Origin of the sequence: Bacillus sp. E214, from assembly GCF_008087365.1 — a bacterium.
Taxonomy (GTDB): Bacteria; Bacillota; Bacilli; order Bacillales; family Pradoshiaceae; genus Pradoshia.
The window spans coordinates 480,897-496,719 of the sequence record NZ_VENN01000002.1 but is presented as its reverse complement, the minus strand read 5'-3'; the positions used below and the strand labels follow the sequence as shown (position 1 = coordinate 496,719).

The following is a 15,823-nucleotide window of genomic DNA, read 5'->3' as shown; positions in this document are numbered from 1 at the left end:
AAAGGCTGAAACGACTGGATTAAGGATCGAAGACTAAATTCGCCACGTCCTGTGGCAACGTCTTCGTGACCTACATCCTGTAGGCCTCCTCTTCTGCGTGCTTTTTCTTATCCACTATCCTATCTTTCTTGGTAAATTGATTGAACTGCCCACTCATATAAAACCCTCTCTTACAAAAATCCTCTTATATAAAAAATTACAAAATTCTCCCCCCAGTGCAGAATATTCAATCATTTAACCAAAATATGTTAAAATCATCATGACAAAATGATTATCCATATTTACAAGATAAAAGGCAGGCCTATGTACAGAAAGAGGAGATTTAAATGAATAGTCCAATAGGAAGAAAAAAGCGGACAGAAAAATTATTAAAAGAGATGGGAATCCCAATAAATACACACTTACATACATTAGAAAGTGAAAATAGCCTGCATTTTAAAGATATTGAACAGGTGATTGACCGAATTATTGCCATCACTATAGTATCGGCTAAAGGCAGCGGTGCCCCCGATGAAACGATCGACGAATTTTTAGAGAGTTACAATGCGAAAGAATTATTTTCTCCTGAGGAAAAAGAGTTCATTGAGAATGAAGAACCTGACCAGGACGAATATAACACCTACTCCTGGAAAATTGAATGTAACTCTGCCCTTTTATGGGCCATCAATCTGATACCCGATCTTCCATTCCCACATACTTTATCCGATGTAGAAACACTTTATGATCTTGTATTGCATTCTACCAAGGAAGAGCTATTGGAACGGGCTTCCTATCGGGACAAAAATGAAATACTGGATGCACTCGATCTTTTGTACAGACTCCATTGGGCTATTGCCGAAACTCGTATGAATAATGAAGAATTTCCGATTGAACTTAGTCCCGGTGTTGTTTACGAGAGAAGATATGCTCTAAATTGGATGATTAATATCTTGGATGAGGAATGGGACGATATATCAATGGATACAATCTAAACCTATACTATATTCAATCAATTCAGATGGGGATGCCTTGGCTTGCAGTTTCGTCACTACTTGTTACGAACTTACCATATCCCCTCCATTTGGATGGAGGATTTGCCCCGACATATAGCTCGAATCATCTGATGCTAAAAATACATAGCTGGGGGCAATTTCAAATGGTTGGCCTGCTCGCTTCATCGGTACCTCAGGAGTTAATGTTCCAAAAGTCTTTACCTCTTCAGCTGAAAATGAAGACGGAATCAGCGGTGTCCAAATTGGTCCTGGAGCTACACCATTTACCCGAATCCCCTTTTTTATTAAAGAAAGAGAAAGCGAACGCGTAAATGTAACAACCGCCCCTTTCGTTGCTGAATAATCCAATAGCTTAGGGTGACCATTATATGCTGTTACGGAAGCTGTATTTATAATAGAAGACCCACGCTGGAGATGTGGCAGGACAGCCTTCACCATGAAAAAATAGGAATAAATATTCGTACGAAATGTTAAATCAAGTTGTTCCTCCGTAATATCCTCAATCCGTTTTTGAACAAACTGTACAGCATGATTATTTACCAAAATATCGATCTTTCCAAATTCGTCCAAACATTGACGAACGGCAGCCACTGACATATCCTCATGGGTAAGATTTCCACATATAAGCAGGCACTTAACCCCTAGCTTCTCGATTCTTTCTTTTGTTTCCTCGGCATCCTCATGCTCATACAGATATACAATAGCAACATTCGCACCCTCTTTCGCAAAAGCATAGGCGACCGCTCTGCCAATACCTGAATCTCCTCCTGTAATAAGCGCAGTCTTCCTCTCCAGCTTTCCGCTCCCTTTGTAGTATGGATTTTCAGATATAGGTCTAGGATTCATTACATATTCCAACCCCGGATGCTCGCTTTGATGTTGAGAAGGAAAAGCAATCGGTACATCTTTACAATATCTTTCCTTCCTTAAATACTTATAGTATGGATACATATAATTCAGACCTCCCGAATTTTAGCCTCACTATTATGCGTATAGCAGAAAAGTGTCCTATATGCGCCCTGGGGTTATATATTTATTAAAATAGCTCATCAAGAGACAGGTGGCTTCCTATAATCCCTTTAACATAAAAAAGACACCCACTCTGGGTGCCCTTCATTTAAATACTTTTTACATTTTGGATAATGAATCCACTTTTTGGGTAGGTTGGTATTCTGGTCTTACTGATTGCTAAGTCCTGTTCGGGTACTTCATAATCAATATCTTTTACTAGAAAATCAACAGTTGTTTGCAAAATCTTGACGGTAGCCCATTCCCCTGCACAACGGTGTCCCTTATCATAATCTCCGCCGCCTTGTGGAATAAAGGCAAATGGGCTGTCCTTCCATTCTCTAAATCGCTCAACGTTAAATGTATCTGGATCATCCCAAAGATTCGGATGATGATTGGTTCCGTATAGATCCAAAAGAACCAATGTCCCTTTTTTGAACGGATATTCATTCCAATAAAAGTCTTTGCGGACTCTGGCTCCTAAAAATGGTGCAAAAGGATAATAGCGACGTACTTCCTGTACAAACATTTTATTGTACACTTCATTATTGGTTTTCAATAATTTACGTACCTCAGGATAATCATGCATCGCTATAGCACAGAATACAACAAAATAACAATTAGCCACCACAGGTCGAATGATATTAATTAATTCGACCGCAGCCAATTCCGGTTCCAACAATTCACCAGTCAAATCACGATGATTAGCTATGATCGATAAAGCAGTACCTGGCTCAGCTCTTATTTTCCCATCCCGTACTTGTCCAATAATATCAGCAACCCACTTATCTGAGTCTCTTCTTGCCCATCTGCCTTTTTGGTATCTTGGACCCACTCCACCAATAGAATCAACTAAATTAAACATTTCTTCTGCTCTCTTTTTTACTTCCTTTTCTTTTAACGGAACTCCAGCCCACTCACAGGCAATCCTGTAAAGAACTTGTTTAGCCTCTTCCATTAAAATCACTTTTTTACTCTTTTCCCATTTAGGGATAACCGACATCCATTGTTTTTTTGTGATTTCCTGGAGTTTGTCCAAACTTTGGTGTGTCATAATCGACATGAACATCCCTTTACGATGTCGGTGTTCTTCTTCATCCAGCGTTTGTACACCATTTTTACCAAAAAGAGATTTCTGAATTCTCATCGGAATTGCCGGTTTACGAATAAATCGATCTTCATCATAGAAGGCTCTTCCAGCTTCCTCTCCTGTCATACAAATAACCTTCTGTCCCAGAAGGCGAGTCTGAAATATGTCCGAATTGAATTGCTTTCGCCTGTTAGAAATAAATTCGTACCCTTCTGATAGTAGGGTAAGGGTGTTATCAACGGTTTTTTCACGAGGAATTTCTTTTATACCTTTCATATCAACAGCTCCTCATATATAGTCCATAATAAAACAGGATACCCCTCAGAAAAGTATATAAACATACTATTCATGCATGCCATTTCCGTTCTGTACCAACTAGCTGCCCTAATAGAAATAAGACTTACGTAATCCGTAAGTCTCTAATCAATTTTCAATATATACATGCTGGGAAAGTTCATGTTTTAAATGTTGCGGTATAGGTTCTGTTTTCTGAGTCTCCAAATTAAAATTAACATATACTGCTGTCCCTTTGGCACAAACCTGACCATTCTGGTGAATCTCCTCATACAGCTCCAAGCTTGTATTTCCAATGCGTTTAACCCATGTGAAAACTTCGACATTTGTACCGAAATATATTTGTCTACTATAATCTATATTCATATTTAGAATGATCATTTTCCATTTCTGAAATGAGAGATCTGGAGTAAACAGTTTAAAAATCGGGTTCCTTGCTGCTTCAAGCCAAATGGGAATCGTCGTATTATTGACATGGCCAATGCCATCTGTTTCAGAAACTCTCGGCTCTATCGTTTTCTTATACATACCGGCCTCCCGCCTCCCTACTCAAAGGCACTCCTTTATATGCATGCTGATAAATGTTCAATATATCATCCTTATTTAAAGGGAGCGGACTTCTGGCCAGCAACCTTGTCTGTTTGTTCGCATCATCGGACAATCCTACCAACGAGGCTTCCTTCACACCATATTCTTTCAATGTGACAGGCAATCCAACGTCCTCTATCAATTGATGAAACACCTCGAATGGCGTCTGCTTTTCATCTCCCAGCATCGTTACTAGATGACTCATTTTATCCTGGCAATGTTCCTTAATATAGTCCATTACATAAGGCAGCAATACAGCATTCGATTCACCATGAGGCAGTTTGTATTGACTTCCTAGTGGATACGCAAGTGCATGGACACCGGCTACACCTGCATTGTGAAAAGCCAGGCCAGCCAGATAACTCCCATGGCTCATTGCTGATCTTGCTTCCGGGGTCTCACCATTTTGTACAGCCCTGCGGATTGCCCCTCCAATAAGCTTAATTGCTTGAATGGCAATCCCATCCGTCACATCATTCGCTTGGACTGAAAGATATGACTCTATCGCATGTGTCAAAGCATCCACACCGGTAGCAGCCGTAATTCGTCTTGGTACAGAAACAGTCAGCTGCGGATCGACAATTGCCAGATCAGACAACAAATACTTATGGGTAATGACATCTTTTGTTCCATCAAGTGATAACACGGCAATATCCGTCACTTCACTTCCAGTCCCCGAGGTGGTCGGGATTAATATTTTTTGTTTCCCTTTACGGAGGATTGGTTTTGTCCCAGTTAAATTTAAATAGTCGGCAACATCCCCTTCATTGTCAGATATAACCGCGGCCAGCTTAGCTAAATCCAATACCGATCCTCCGCCAATACCTACAATACAATCAAAATCTTCTATTCTTGCAAAATCGACCAATCGTTGAGCACAAGCAAGAGTCGGCTCTGGCTCTACATCTGTGTAAATTTCAACTCTATATTTTGATTGCAATGGAGTCATATAAGGTGTAAGCAATCCAATATCAAGTAATATTTGGTCAGTGATTAGCAGGATTTTATTACTTTTCATAGATTGCAAACCTTCATCCAGTCTCTCCATTGAACCCCAGCCGATAAAAGTTTGACTTGGTAATTTAATAGTAGACAACACCATCACAGCCTCCTTTTCTCTATTAATGACTCTTTACTGAAAATCTAAAGACTTCTTTTACATACTTCGTTATAAACCGTCTATTTCCTGTTATATTTTTAACAACTACACAATTTTCTTCCAATTAAATATAAATTTTACATCTATTATCTATTTTAATATGATAGAAGTAACCACTTTCCCATCGATATAAAACTAATATGCCAAGGATTGCAGGAGATGAAGATGCATGAAAATCAAGAAAGTCCTTAATAATAATGCCGTTATTGTCATGGATGAAAATCAGGAAAAAATTGCGCTGGGTCCAGGAATTGCATTTAATAAAGGGAAAAACGATATCATCAATAGGAATAAGATCGATAAACTATTTGTTATCAAAAACAGTGATCATTTTGATCAGCTTTTGCCCCAAATCCCCAATGAGCATATGATTCTAACACAGGAGATTATTCAGTATGCTGAGGATTGCCTTCAAGTAAAATTAAATCCCCATATCTTTATTGCTCTCGCAGACCATCTTACGTTTGCGATTGAACGCCATGAAGATGGTATATTTATAAAAAATAAACTTATCCCCGAAATAAGAGTTTTATATAAAAAGGAGTTTGACATAGGCATTTGGGCGATCAATCATGTTAAGGAGAAAATAGGTATACAAATGCCCATAGATGAAGCTGCCTTTATCGCGCTCCATCTGCATACGGCATCTATTCCGTCTGGAAATCTGCAAGTCTCCCTGCGCCAAACTTCTATTATTAATGAAATTGTACATATGATCAGGGACTATTTTTCTATCAGTTTAGAAGAAACAGGACTTTCCTACGAGCGCTTAATAACTCATTTTCGCTACACCCTGTATAGAGTCAATGAAGCTCCTGAACGCACAATGGATGAAGAAATGCTAATGATGATAAGCAGTAAGTTTCCTTCCTCTTACCAATGTGCTAAAACAATCGCAGAACATCTATCTACACAGCATGGCATACATCTTCCCTCTGAGGAAATTGGCTATATTACGATTCATATTGAGAGATTGCGAGGCAGAAAGGGATGATTATGTTATTTATTGCTGATAGCTTTGACCGCTTCTCTCATAGTTGAACTTGTAATACTAAAAAAAGCTCTTTCCATATCGACTGGAAGGAGCTTTCGTTTGAGTTGCATTATAGGCTAGATGCCTGCAAAAAATGAAGCTAAGTTGCCAATTTAATAGGATCCACTTGAAATTCTATGATTGTATCTTTCATTTAAAACGATTATGAACTAGTTCTTTACTAATTTTTTTAATTCATCAGCAACAAACTGAACGTTTGTACCGACAATAACCTGCAGACTTTCCCTTCCGGTTATCTTAATACCATGTACACCGGTTGATTTAATTTTATTTTGATCAACCGCTTCCATATTTTTGACTTCCAGTCTAAGGCGAGTTGCACAATTATCAACAGAAACGATATTTTCTTTCCCACCCAATCCTGTATAAATCTCAGCAGCTAAACTAGCATATTTATTTTCAATAGAGGCCGCAGCAGATTGCATTCCATTTGCCTCATTCTCCAATTCTTCTCCTCTTCCAGGTGTATTAAGATTAAATTTCACAATAATGAATCGGAACAAGAAATAATAAATGACTGCAAAAATTAATCCCTGGACAATCAGCATATAAGGCTGATTTGCAAGCGGTAATTTGAAACTTAGGGCAAAGTCTATAAAACCAGCACTGAATCCAAACCCCGCTGTCCAATGAAAAGTGGCGGCAACCGCTAGAGAAATTCCTGTCAATACAGCATGGACTAAGTATAATAATGGGGCTGCAAACATAAAAGCAAACTCAAGAGGTTCTGTCACACCTGTAAAAAATGCAGCAAAGCCTGCAGCAAGCATTAAGGAAGCGATCTGTTTCTTATGTTTTGTTTTCGCCGTATGATACATAGCCAATCCAGCAGCAGGTAACCCAAACATCATTACCGGGAAGAATCCGGCCTGATACATTCCAGTGACACCTTTTACACCTTCACCTTTCCAGAAGTTACTGATATCATTAATGCCCGCAACATCAAACCAGAATACTTGGTTTAACGCATGGTGTAAACCGGTTGGTATTAGTAATCGATTAAAGAATCCGTAAAGACCGGCACCTACGGCTCCCAATTTAGAGATACCTTCACCAAATGAAATCAGAGCAGTATAAACAGGAGGCCAAACAAATAGTAAAACGATAGAGACAACCAGCATGGTTAAGGCTGTCATAATCGGCACCAAACGTTTACCGCTAAAGAAAGCCAATGCATCCGGAAGCTTGACATGACTGAATCTGTTATACATAGAAGATGCTATAATACCTGATATGATTCCGACAAATGCATTTTTGATTTTATCAAAGCCTGGTTGCACATTTTCTAATTCAATCCCTTTTAACATCGCAACCGTTTCCGGTGCCAGCAAGGTCGTTACAACTAAAAAGGCAACTAAGCCACTTAAAGCAGCTGAACCATCCCGATCCTTTGACATTCCAAGCGCCACACCGACTGCAAATAGGATTGGAATACTGTCAATAATTGATTTACCGGCTGTTATTAAGAAAGCCGCCAAAGGGCTGTCAGCACCCCAGTTATCAGGGTCAATCCAGTAACCAAGTCCCATCAAAATAGCAGCAGCAGGCAAAACTGCGACAGGCAACATTAACGAGCCGCCCAGCCTTTGTATATACTTCTTCACTTTACTCCCTCCGCTTCTTTTAATTAGTGAGCTAGACTACGCTTTCAAGCCATACATTTGACCAGATTTTGAAAACGTTTTCAAAATAATGCACTTTCCTAAAGTTCTCATCACCTCCTTTCATGTATAATAAAAAATAGTTTTAGATTGTCATAATAACCGTTTCACCTTGTGTACACGTTCCCTTACTGCCGTAGGTAATTTCCTTATCGCTATTCATCACTATAATTGGAGTAACCGTACTTTCAACTCGCTCCTCTAAATACGCCCAATCCACCTCTATCAACAATTGTCCAACTCTCACCTGTTCTCCTTCTTTAACGGAAGGCTGAAATCCTTCTCCATTTAAGGCAACAGTTTCAAGACCAATATGAATTAAGACCTCAATACCAGATTTACTGCGGATCGCAATGGCATGTTTGGTTGGAGCAATCATGATAATCTCTCCATTAAAAGGCGCATATACATGGCCGCCCGAAGGCTGAATTGCAATACCTTCTCCCATCATTTTTTGGCTAAATACCGGATCGGGAACCTCTTCAATTGAAATAACTGTACCATTTAACGGTGCCACCAAATTATTCTCTTTCTTCTTAAAAAAACTAAATGCCATTCTTAATTGCTCCTCTCTGTCTATAGATATGAATTGTATTTAGAAATTAATCTTCATCCTGTCCTATTGACCAAAAAAAGGCATGGCGGAATTAGAAATAGGTTACTTCTAACCTATCACTATACCACCATGCCTGATCGTATCAGTTACATGTGAGACAGATAACATTTCTATCTCCATAGTATCATTTTTCCTATGTAAATCACAGGATAATTTTGGATGCACTTACAATCTTTTTATATTGGCACTACCCTTATACCATTCATGAAATTCCACAACGACTTCCTTTGGTACATCAGGTAATGAAGTAATGACAACCGGCTTGGAGCGATTGGTGAATTCCAATGTAGCCACGTTAAATTTACGCTGCAGCCATGAATATTTACTCACGGTTTGCTGGATATTCTTGCGTTTTGTTAAAAAGGTTTCTGTAATTAAACCGCCATTTCGTACTTGGATGAAAGCATCCGTTTGCAAATAGCTTGTAAATTTATAATTAAGGAGGCGGAGAATCAGCTCAATTACAAATACACCTATAGCCAGCCAAATCCAGTCTTTCTTGAATAAAAAGAGACCGATCAAAGCAGCAATCGTCCAGTAATAAGGGCGAATTAGCCTTAGCCATAATACGTGCTTCGGTAAATGAGTCATTTCTTCTTCAATATGATAATCTGGCAATAATTCATTCGTTAACGAATAGGCTTCATGCTTTGGTAAAAATGGATAAAGTGAACTAATCTCCTGTTCACTACTCTCTGTTTGGCCGGCACTTACTACCTTGACCTCGGCCATCCCCAGAAGACGCTTGATTAAAGACTGTTTAATCGTAATCGCCTGAACCCTGCTTTTTTGTATAGAAAAAGTGTTTCTGTTCAACACTCCTTTAGAAATATAAATCCTTTGATTATCACCGGCTATTTCATAATTCCCATACTTGATGACAGTTTGGATATATCCTATTCCAAAAGAAAGAAGAAGCGCAATTACAATCAACGGAACCAATAAACCTAAGTGATTCATAAAGTAGGTAAACACTGCTTTAGTGGATTCCTCTACATTAAAAAAATCATCAATATTTGAGTACACAGCTGCCAGAAGAGGGAAAATGGCTAGAAAACTGAATGACGTCAGCGCAGCTTTTAGGTTATCTTTTTGAGTGGAGCGGAAGTAGATCTGCTTTTCAACGACTTCTTCTTCTTTTGCTTCATCTAACCGATTGGAATTTTTCCTGTATACTAAATCAAGGATGCGATCCGCTTCCTCTGAACTAACAGCCTCAAAGATTAGAGTCGATTCGTCATCCGTAGTCCCGGTTTCAAGTTTAATCGTTGTTAGCCCAAGCAGCTTATGAATAAAGTTTGTTTGAATATGATGGTCCTGAATTCGTTCATAGGTTGTTGTACGCAGCTTTTTAACCAACACACCCTCATGAAGAACGATCGCTTCTTCGTTCAATTCATAGGTATTTGAATACCATTTTAATGGAATGTATATAAGGGCCCAGGCAACAACAGCCCAAAATGCATATCGCGCCCATACAACCCAACCGGTCTCTGTGCCAGCATTTAAAATAAATAGGAAGATGATAATAAATAAGAGACTTTTAATAAATGAAACGATTTCTATAAGAATCCAGGCAGGATGCTGTCTTTTTTTAGAGTGATTCATAACTCCTGCTCCATTCCTTTTTCATCACGGTCTTTAACCTTCGCGAAAATCGCAATTTGCTCCCTTAAAGCGATCGCTTGTTCAGCTGGTATCGCTGGAATCGTATGATTTGTAGTTGTGGTTCCTATTTCAACATCATAAAGCTGATACTTTCGTAAGAAGGGGCCTTGATGTGTCGATACATATTCTACTTTTGCCATCGGAATCACAATGTGCTCTACAATAAAATGGCCACGCTTCAATTGAACGTATTCCTCGTCAATCTCGTATCTCCAGGTTTTATATTTATAGTACGGTTCAAATAAAATTTCATAAATAGCTGAAAGCACTGTCAAACCTATAAGCACGATTAAAGTATAGGTGATCCACGTTTTCCATTCATACATTTCAGATAGATACCATAATACCCCAGCTACGAGGATAGTGGCTCCATGCCCAAGTGTTTTGGACAGCCTCCAAACCAATATACTGTCCTTCGATATTCTCTGCGTCGGTTCTTGAATCTGTAAATACATTGCTCCACATCCCTGCTTATCTTTTACTATCTATACGTGAGGATAGATATTTACTCTGTTATGCTCCTATCCCTTATTTCGACAAAAAACCTTCTATTCCTTTCAATCAAATAAAAAAACCCGGTAACTAGCCTTACCGAGTTGTATCCTTCCAGGTTTATCCCAGCTTGATTGAGATACTGCATTTAGCCTGTAACTCATCGTGCGCAGGTAAACGAACAACACCTTCCATCTGTTCAAATCCACCAGGTAATGCCATCCATGGTTCAAGACATACATATTGATCCGGCCGTTCTGACCACACAACAATGGTAGTAAAGTCGTTGCTATACTCTACTTCTATAGTGTCTTGATTATTACTTAGTCTGGATATCCCTTCAGATACCGGATTGAAATTCTTTGCATCCTGAATAGGTAAATCTTTTAGATTTTCTTCGTACTTTTTTGTTATGCCATCTTCATTATCAACATATTGAGTTGCTGGAATTTCATAACGACTGTTTGGATGATTCGCATTAAAATAAGGATGAAAACCAGCATAGAATGGCATGGTTTCTGATGATAAATTTTTGTAGGTTTGGTAGATACTTAGTTTTCCGTCTTCCAATTTATACGTAAATTCTAGAGAAAAATGAAAAGGGTATTGTTTAAAGCTTTCTTCATCATCCTGCAGTTGTAAAGTAGCCCAATTTGAAGCTTGATCGATTACTTTCCAAGCTTTATTCCGGGCAAATCCATGCTGTCGCATTGTATATGTATGTCCGTTTAATTGATATTCATTGTTTGGTAATGGACCACAGATTGGAAACAGAACCGGGTTTCCTCCGCGGATATTTTTTGCTGGATCCGCAAACGTTTCCTCTTGTAAATATAAAATGTCCTTTCCATGAAGAGTTAGCTGAATTAAGATGCCCCCTCTTTCCGGACATAAAACCGCTCTTGAATCTGTGGCTTTTTCCGTAAGAACGATTACGTTATAACCCGCCATTACTTCCATCGTCATTCCGTTCACTCCTTAAACCTAAATTGATTTATATTTGTGAATTATACCACAATTCATACTCATATTGATTAATGGCTAGACAAAAAAACACAGTTTCGTTAGCAAACTAGGTTGCTAGGAAACTGTGTTTTTAGTTGTTTAGTCTTCTACTATATCCTTACGATTCTTCTTAAGCATTTTAGAAAGTACCTCATAAACAATCGGTACTACTACTAAAGTTAATAGCGTGGAACTAATCAAACCGCCAATAACGGTAATAGCCAAGTCTTTTGAAACAAGACCTCCACCGCCGCCATCACCGAGTGCCATTGGTATCATTGCACCAATTGTAGCAATAGCAGTCATGAGAATTGGGCGCAATCTTGTTGCTCCAGCCTCAAGAATGGCTTCACGCATCTTCATTCCTTCACGTTCCATGTGAATGATACGGTCAACTAACACTATGGCATTTGTAACAACAATACCAATTAACATTAACAGACCCATCATAACAGATACAGAAATGGTTTGATCAGTTAGATATAATCCAACAAATGAACCTATTACTGCAAATGGCAAGGAGAACAGAATGGCAAATGGCGCCAATCCTTCACGGAATGTGACAACTAGGATAAAGTAGACAATTGCAACTGCTGCAATCATGGCCACCCCTAGCTGTGTAAATGTCTCAGTCATATCTGCTGCAACGCCCGCAACTCCCGTCGTTACACCCTTAGGTAGATCGAGTTTATCCACTTCTTCATCTGCTGCAGTTGAAGCCTTGGATACATCTTCACCGATAATGGTTGCAGACACAGTCGCATAATACTCACCTTCAGAACGAGCTAATGTGTTGAGTGTTGTGCCTTCTTCAACTTTTACTAACTCGGATAAAGGCATTGCCGTACCCTGTGCAGTTGGTATTGGCGTTTTCAGTAAGTCATCCATTGATTTCGGATCAGCTTTCGCTTCACGTTGAACGACTACCTCTATATCATTGCCATCATTTTCAACTGTCGTTAATACTTCTTTTTGATCAGATGCATTTAGTGCCATAACAATTTGGCCAGTAGTTAAACCATATTGCAGGACATCCGCCTGATCCACATTTAATACGTGCTCAACATATGGATCCTCGGCATCAGAAGTCACATCTTCAACTTCATCCACATTACCGAGAGCGCCTTCCACTTGTTTAACAGCATTCTGCAGATCATCCAAGTCCTTACTGTAAATCGTGTAGCTTACTTCATTGGATGACATGCCGCCCATAGCTGCAAAGTCTTGCAGCTTCCATTCACCTGATTGGCCGATATTAAGTAAATATTCTTCAACTTCTTCTTTTGCCTCACTGAAGTTTTCCATATCAGGATCAAAGATGAGGAACATTAATGCTCCGCCAGCACCGCCGCCCATAGCCATAGATGCTGCCATATCAGCAGAATCAGAATCGTTTACGGATATCTGGATTGTATCTATATCTTTCCGATCCATTAACTTCTCTTCGACTTGCTCAATGTTTTTCAATGTATCTTCCTGTAACTCACCAGTAGCTGGTGTGTACGTAATATACATTGTTTTCTCTTCCTGTGATCCCATAAAGCTGAATCCAATTAACGGTGTTAAGGCTATTGAACCAACTAGCAGAACAACAGCGATAATGGAGGTGATGATTTTATGGTTCAGCACCTTCGCCAATACACCTTTATACCATAATGCTAGTTTACCTACTTCTTTATGCTGACCTTCTTTTCTTTCACCATATATTCCTTTACGGAATAAGAAGTGAGATAGTGCCGGAACAATTGTAATGGCCACGATTAACGATGCAATCAAGGCAAATGACATTGTTAAGGCGAATGGCATGAACAATTCTCCTACCATACCACCAATGAAGACCATTGGGGCAAATACTGCTATCGTTACTAATGTTGAAGACAATATAGGCTTGAACATTTCAAGCGTTGCTTCACGAATCAGTGCACGCCCTCTAAGCTTCTCTTCTTTCAAGTGCATTCTTCGATAAATATTTTCCACAACGACAATGGAGTCATCAATTACCCGTCCAATCGCAACCGTAATCGCACCAAGTGTCATGATATTTAAAGTAATATCCATCCAATTCAAGAGCAACAATGCCATGAAAATGGATACTGGTATAGAGATAATGGATATAATCGTAGATTTGATATCCCGTAAAAATAACAAGATAACCAGAATCGCAATTAATCCGCCAAATAAAGCTTTTTCAATCATCGTAAATACAGAGTCTTCAATTGGTTTACCCTGGTCAAGCGTAACATCGATCTTCAATCCATCGATTGCCTTCTCCTGGTCATCAATTAAATCTTTAACAGCATTCACGACTGTCACGGTATTTGCTTCCTGCCCTTTAACGATTTGAATCGCTATGGCATCCTTACCGTTCGTACGTGAAACGGATTCTACTTTACCAACCGTTTCAATTTTTGCAATGTCACTCAATTTCACAAATGGCGTTGGATTTTCCGCAGACGGTGTAACTGGAATGACCATGTTTTTCAGGTCATCAACTGTTTTTAGTTTACCATCTACATAAACCGCTTCTTCGCCTTCCTCAAACTCATAAAGACCGAGTGAAAGCTCCATATCACTCGCCTGAATCATTTCCTTCACTTTGTCTTCAGTCAGTCCCAATTGCTTCATCTTTTCCTGATCGTAACTGAAGTTTACTTCTTCTATATGCTGTCCTGTGATAGTTGCAGAAGCTACACCATCAATATCTTCAATCTTAGGCAGGATTGTATCTTCAACAGTCGAGGTTAAATCTACAATGTCCTCTTCCTCACTGCTGATGGATAAGGATAGAATCGGCATCATATTCATACTGATTGCCATAATAGATGGTTCTTCAGCATCCTCCGGCATTTTTACTCCGTCAATAGCTGATTCAAGCTGACGCTTTTTCTCATCCATATCTACTCCGTACTCATACTCTACCTGAACCTGAGATACACTGGATGATGAATTGGAATATACGGCATTGACATCTTCAAGTCCTTCTATTGCCTTCTCCATTGGAATGGAGACTTCATTCATTACTTGCTCTGGAGCAGCACCGGGATATACACCCATTACAATTAAGTAAGGAATAGATATATCTGGAATTGACTCCATTTTCATTCTTGTACCTGAATAGATTCCTGATGCTGTAATAATAATCGTTAATAGCCACACGGCCAGTTTATTTCCTAAAACAAAGTTGACTAACCCCTTCACCCTTACACCTTCCTTTAACTAAAAAAATTCAAACAATTGACTCAATTCCTACAATTAATTATAATAATGACTGGTTGGTCAGATGTCAACTAAATGAACAGGGGTGTCGGCATGGTTAAAAAACAATTAATAATGGAAAGGGCCTTTGAGCTTTTCGCAAAGAATGGAATTGAAGCAACATCTGTTCAACAAATAACGGAAGTATGCGGAATCTCAAAAGGCGCATTCTACCTATCTTATAAATCTAAGGATGAATTAGTTTATGCACTTATTGATTACTTCCTGAGCGATATGGCAGCGAATATTGAACAGGCGGTCAGTGAATCTAATTCAGACCATTCACTGCTTTATCATTTTTATTTTAATATTTTTAGTTCGTATCAAAGCCATTCCAACTTTGCAAAGGTTTTAATAACAGAACAATTTACCTCCTGTAGTATGGAATTATTTGAACAGTTATCAAAATATGATCAATTTATGAACTCTATTATATTCTCTATTGTTGACCGACAATTTCCAAATGTGGATGATTCGATGCGACCAGATTTGGTTTATACCATTAAAAGTTTCTCTAAACTATATGCAGAGCTATTCATATCAAATTATCCTTTTGAGCTTGATACAGTATGCAAATCGTTAGTTGAAAAGGTAACCATTCTAGCTAACCAGGCAGACATTCCGCTTATTTCAGCAGAATATTTAACCTATACAAGCTCAAAATCTATCATTCCTACCAAGGGGGAACTGGTGGATTTGCTCACTGCAAAAAAGGATGAAATATCAGATCAAACCATACAGCAATCATTAGAGCTATTAAAAGATGATTTATTGAACCCCCAATATCCAGGAGTCATCATTCAAGGGCTACTAAAAAACTTAAAGGCAAATTCCCACACTAAATGGACTGCTTATTTATATGAAACATATTTGGAGACATTACAATAAATTTTAACAACCGGAATTATTCATAAATCCCAAACGCAGAAAATGCCTGGGAT

Annotated in this window: 13 protein-coding genes; 3 read left to right on the top strand and 10 right to left on the bottom strand. The window is 38.8% G+C overall.

Annotated features, from left to right (window positions below):
- Nucleotides 1-326: 326 nt before the first annotated feature.
- Entirely contained in the window at nt 327-971 is a 645-nt protein-coding gene (locus tag FHY47_RS11610; RefSeq protein ID WP_148630683.1) for a DUF4272 domain-containing protein, read from the top strand.
- Between the two features lie 63 nt (nt 972-1,034).
- On the opposite strand, the gene FHY47_RS11605 is transcribed toward FHY47_RS11610, so the two are convergent.
- The 4 genes from FHY47_RS11605 to FHY47_RS11590 form a co-directional block, all read right to left on the bottom strand.
- On the bottom strand, nt 1,035-1,943 hold the full coding sequence (locus FHY47_RS11605; RefSeq protein ID WP_148630682.1) for an SDR family oxidoreductase: 909 nt from the start codon (nt 1,941-1,943) through the stop codon (nt 1,035-1,037).
- A 166-nt stretch (nt 1,944-2,109) separates the two neighbouring features.
- Nucleotides 2,110-3,366, bottom strand: coding sequence for a CYP152 family fatty-acid peroxygenase CypC (cypC, locus tag FHY47_RS11600; RefSeq protein ID WP_148630680.1), 1,257 nt, complete (start codon nt 3,364-3,366; stop codon nt 2,110-2,112).
- Between the two features lie 147 nt (nt 3,367-3,513).
- Nucleotides 3,514-3,912 (bottom strand): acyl-CoA thioesterase, encoded by a 399-nt coding sequence (locus FHY47_RS11595; protein WP_066106341.1) that lies wholly within the window; start codon nt 3,910-3,912, stop codon nt 3,514-3,516.
- A complete protein-coding gene (locus tag FHY47_RS11590; protein ID WP_066106338.1) occupies nt 3,905-5,074 on the bottom strand; it encodes an iron-containing alcohol dehydrogenase in 1,170 nt (389 codons plus the stop codon). Before FHY47_RS11590 ends, FHY47_RS11595 begins: the two co-directional genes overlap by 8 nt.
- Before the next feature lie 226 nt (nt 5,075-5,300).
- On the opposite strand from FHY47_RS11590, the gene FHY47_RS11585 reads away from it, so the two are divergent.
- The gene (locus tag FHY47_RS11585; RefSeq protein WP_066106335.1) at nt 5,301-6,125 is read left to right on the top strand and encodes a PRD domain-containing protein; all 825 of its coding nucleotides are present in this window, start codon (nt 5,301-5,303) and stop codon (nt 6,123-6,125) included.
- A 209-nt stretch (nt 6,126-6,334) separates the two neighbouring features.
- Here FHY47_RS11585 and nagE read toward each other — a convergent pair whose 3' ends face one another.
- The 6 genes from nagE to FHY47_RS11555 form a co-directional block, all read right to left on the bottom strand.
- Nucleotides 6,335-7,789 carry an N-acetylglucosamine-specific PTS transporter subunit IIBC gene (gene nagE, locus FHY47_RS11580; protein WP_139892239.1) on the bottom strand — a complete coding sequence of 485 codons (1,455 nt, stop codon included), beginning with the start codon at nt 7,787-7,789 and terminating at the stop codon, nt 6,335-6,337.
- Nucleotides 7,790-7,931: 142 nt separating this feature from the next.
- Nucleotides 7,932-8,402 carry a PTS sugar transporter subunit IIA gene (locus FHY47_RS11575; protein WP_139892238.1) on the bottom strand — a complete coding sequence of 157 codons (471 nt, stop codon included), beginning with the start codon at nt 8,400-8,402 and terminating at the stop codon, nt 7,932-7,934.
- Nucleotides 8,403-8,627: 225 nt separating this feature from the next.
- Nucleotides 8,628-10,070, bottom strand: a complete 1,443-nt coding sequence (locus tag FHY47_RS11570; protein WP_148630678.1) for a PH domain-containing protein — start codon at nt 10,068-10,070, stop codon at nt 8,628-8,630.
- Nucleotides 10,067-10,585 (bottom strand): PH domain-containing protein, encoded by a 519-nt coding sequence (locus FHY47_RS11565; RefSeq protein ID WP_066106323.1) that lies wholly within the window; start codon nt 10,583-10,585, stop codon nt 10,067-10,069. Before FHY47_RS11565 ends, FHY47_RS11570 begins: the two co-directional genes overlap by 4 nt.
- A 157-nt stretch (nt 10,586-10,742) precedes the next feature.
- Nucleotides 10,743-11,588 carry an aldose epimerase family protein gene (locus tag FHY47_RS11560; protein ID WP_139892235.1) on the bottom strand — a complete coding sequence of 282 codons (846 nt, stop codon included), beginning with the start codon at nt 11,586-11,588 and terminating at the stop codon, nt 10,743-10,745.
- A gap of 138 nt (nt 11,589-11,726) precedes the next feature.
- Nucleotides 11,727-14,825, bottom strand: coding sequence for an efflux RND transporter permease subunit (locus FHY47_RS11555; protein ID WP_139892234.1), 3,099 nt, complete (start codon nt 14,823-14,825; stop codon nt 11,727-11,729).
- Between the two features lie 111 nt (nt 14,826-14,936).
- Between FHY47_RS11555 and FHY47_RS11550 the strand changes: the two genes are divergently transcribed.
- The gene (locus tag FHY47_RS11550; RefSeq protein WP_181162024.1) at nt 14,937-15,770 is read left to right on the top strand and encodes a TetR/AcrR family transcriptional regulator; all 834 of its coding nucleotides are present in this window, start codon (nt 14,937-14,939) and stop codon (nt 15,768-15,770) included.
- Nucleotides 15,771-15,823: the final 53 nt, after the last annotated feature.

Bases quoted from the DNA above. Each gene is read 5' to 3' on its own strand.
- FHY47_RS11610 (WP_148630683.1), top strand. From the start codon at position 327: ATGAATAGTCCAATAGGAAGAAAAAAGCGGACAGAAAAATTATTAAAA.
- FHY47_RS11605 (WP_148630682.1), bottom strand. From the start codon at position 1,943: ATGTATCCATACTATAAGTATTTAAGGAAGGAAAGATATTGTAAAGAT.
- cypC (WP_148630680.1), bottom strand. From the start codon at position 3,366: ATGAAAGGTATAAAAGAAATTCCTCGTGAAAAAACCGTTGATAACACC.
- FHY47_RS11595 (WP_066106341.1), bottom strand. From the start codon at position 3,912: ATGTATAAGAAAACGATAGAGCCGAGAGTTTCTGAAACAGATGGCATT.
- FHY47_RS11590 (WP_066106338.1), bottom strand. From the start codon at position 5,074: ATGGTGTTGTCTACTATTAAATTACCAAGTCAAACTTTTATCGGCTGG.
- FHY47_RS11585 (WP_066106335.1), top strand. From the start codon at position 5,301: ATGAAAATCAAGAAAGTCCTTAATAATAATGCCGTTATTGTCATGGAT.
- FHY47_RS11575 (WP_139892238.1), bottom strand. From the start codon at position 8,402: ATGGCATTTAGTTTTTTTAAGAAGAAAGAGAATAATTTGGTGGCACCG.
- FHY47_RS11570 (WP_148630678.1), bottom strand. From the start codon at position 10,070: ATGAATCACTCTAAAAAAAGACAGCATCCTGCCTGGATTCTTATAGAA.
- FHY47_RS11565 (WP_066106323.1), bottom strand. From the start codon at position 10,585: ATGTATTTACAGATTCAAGAACCGACGCAGAGAATATCGAAGGACAGT.
- FHY47_RS11560 (WP_139892235.1), bottom strand. From the start codon at position 11,588: ATGACGATGGAAGTAATGGCGGGTTATAACGTAATCGTTCTTACGGAA.
- FHY47_RS11550 (WP_181162024.1), top strand. From the start codon at position 14,937: ATGGTTAAAAAACAATTAATAATGGAAAGGGCCTTTGAGCTTTTCGCA.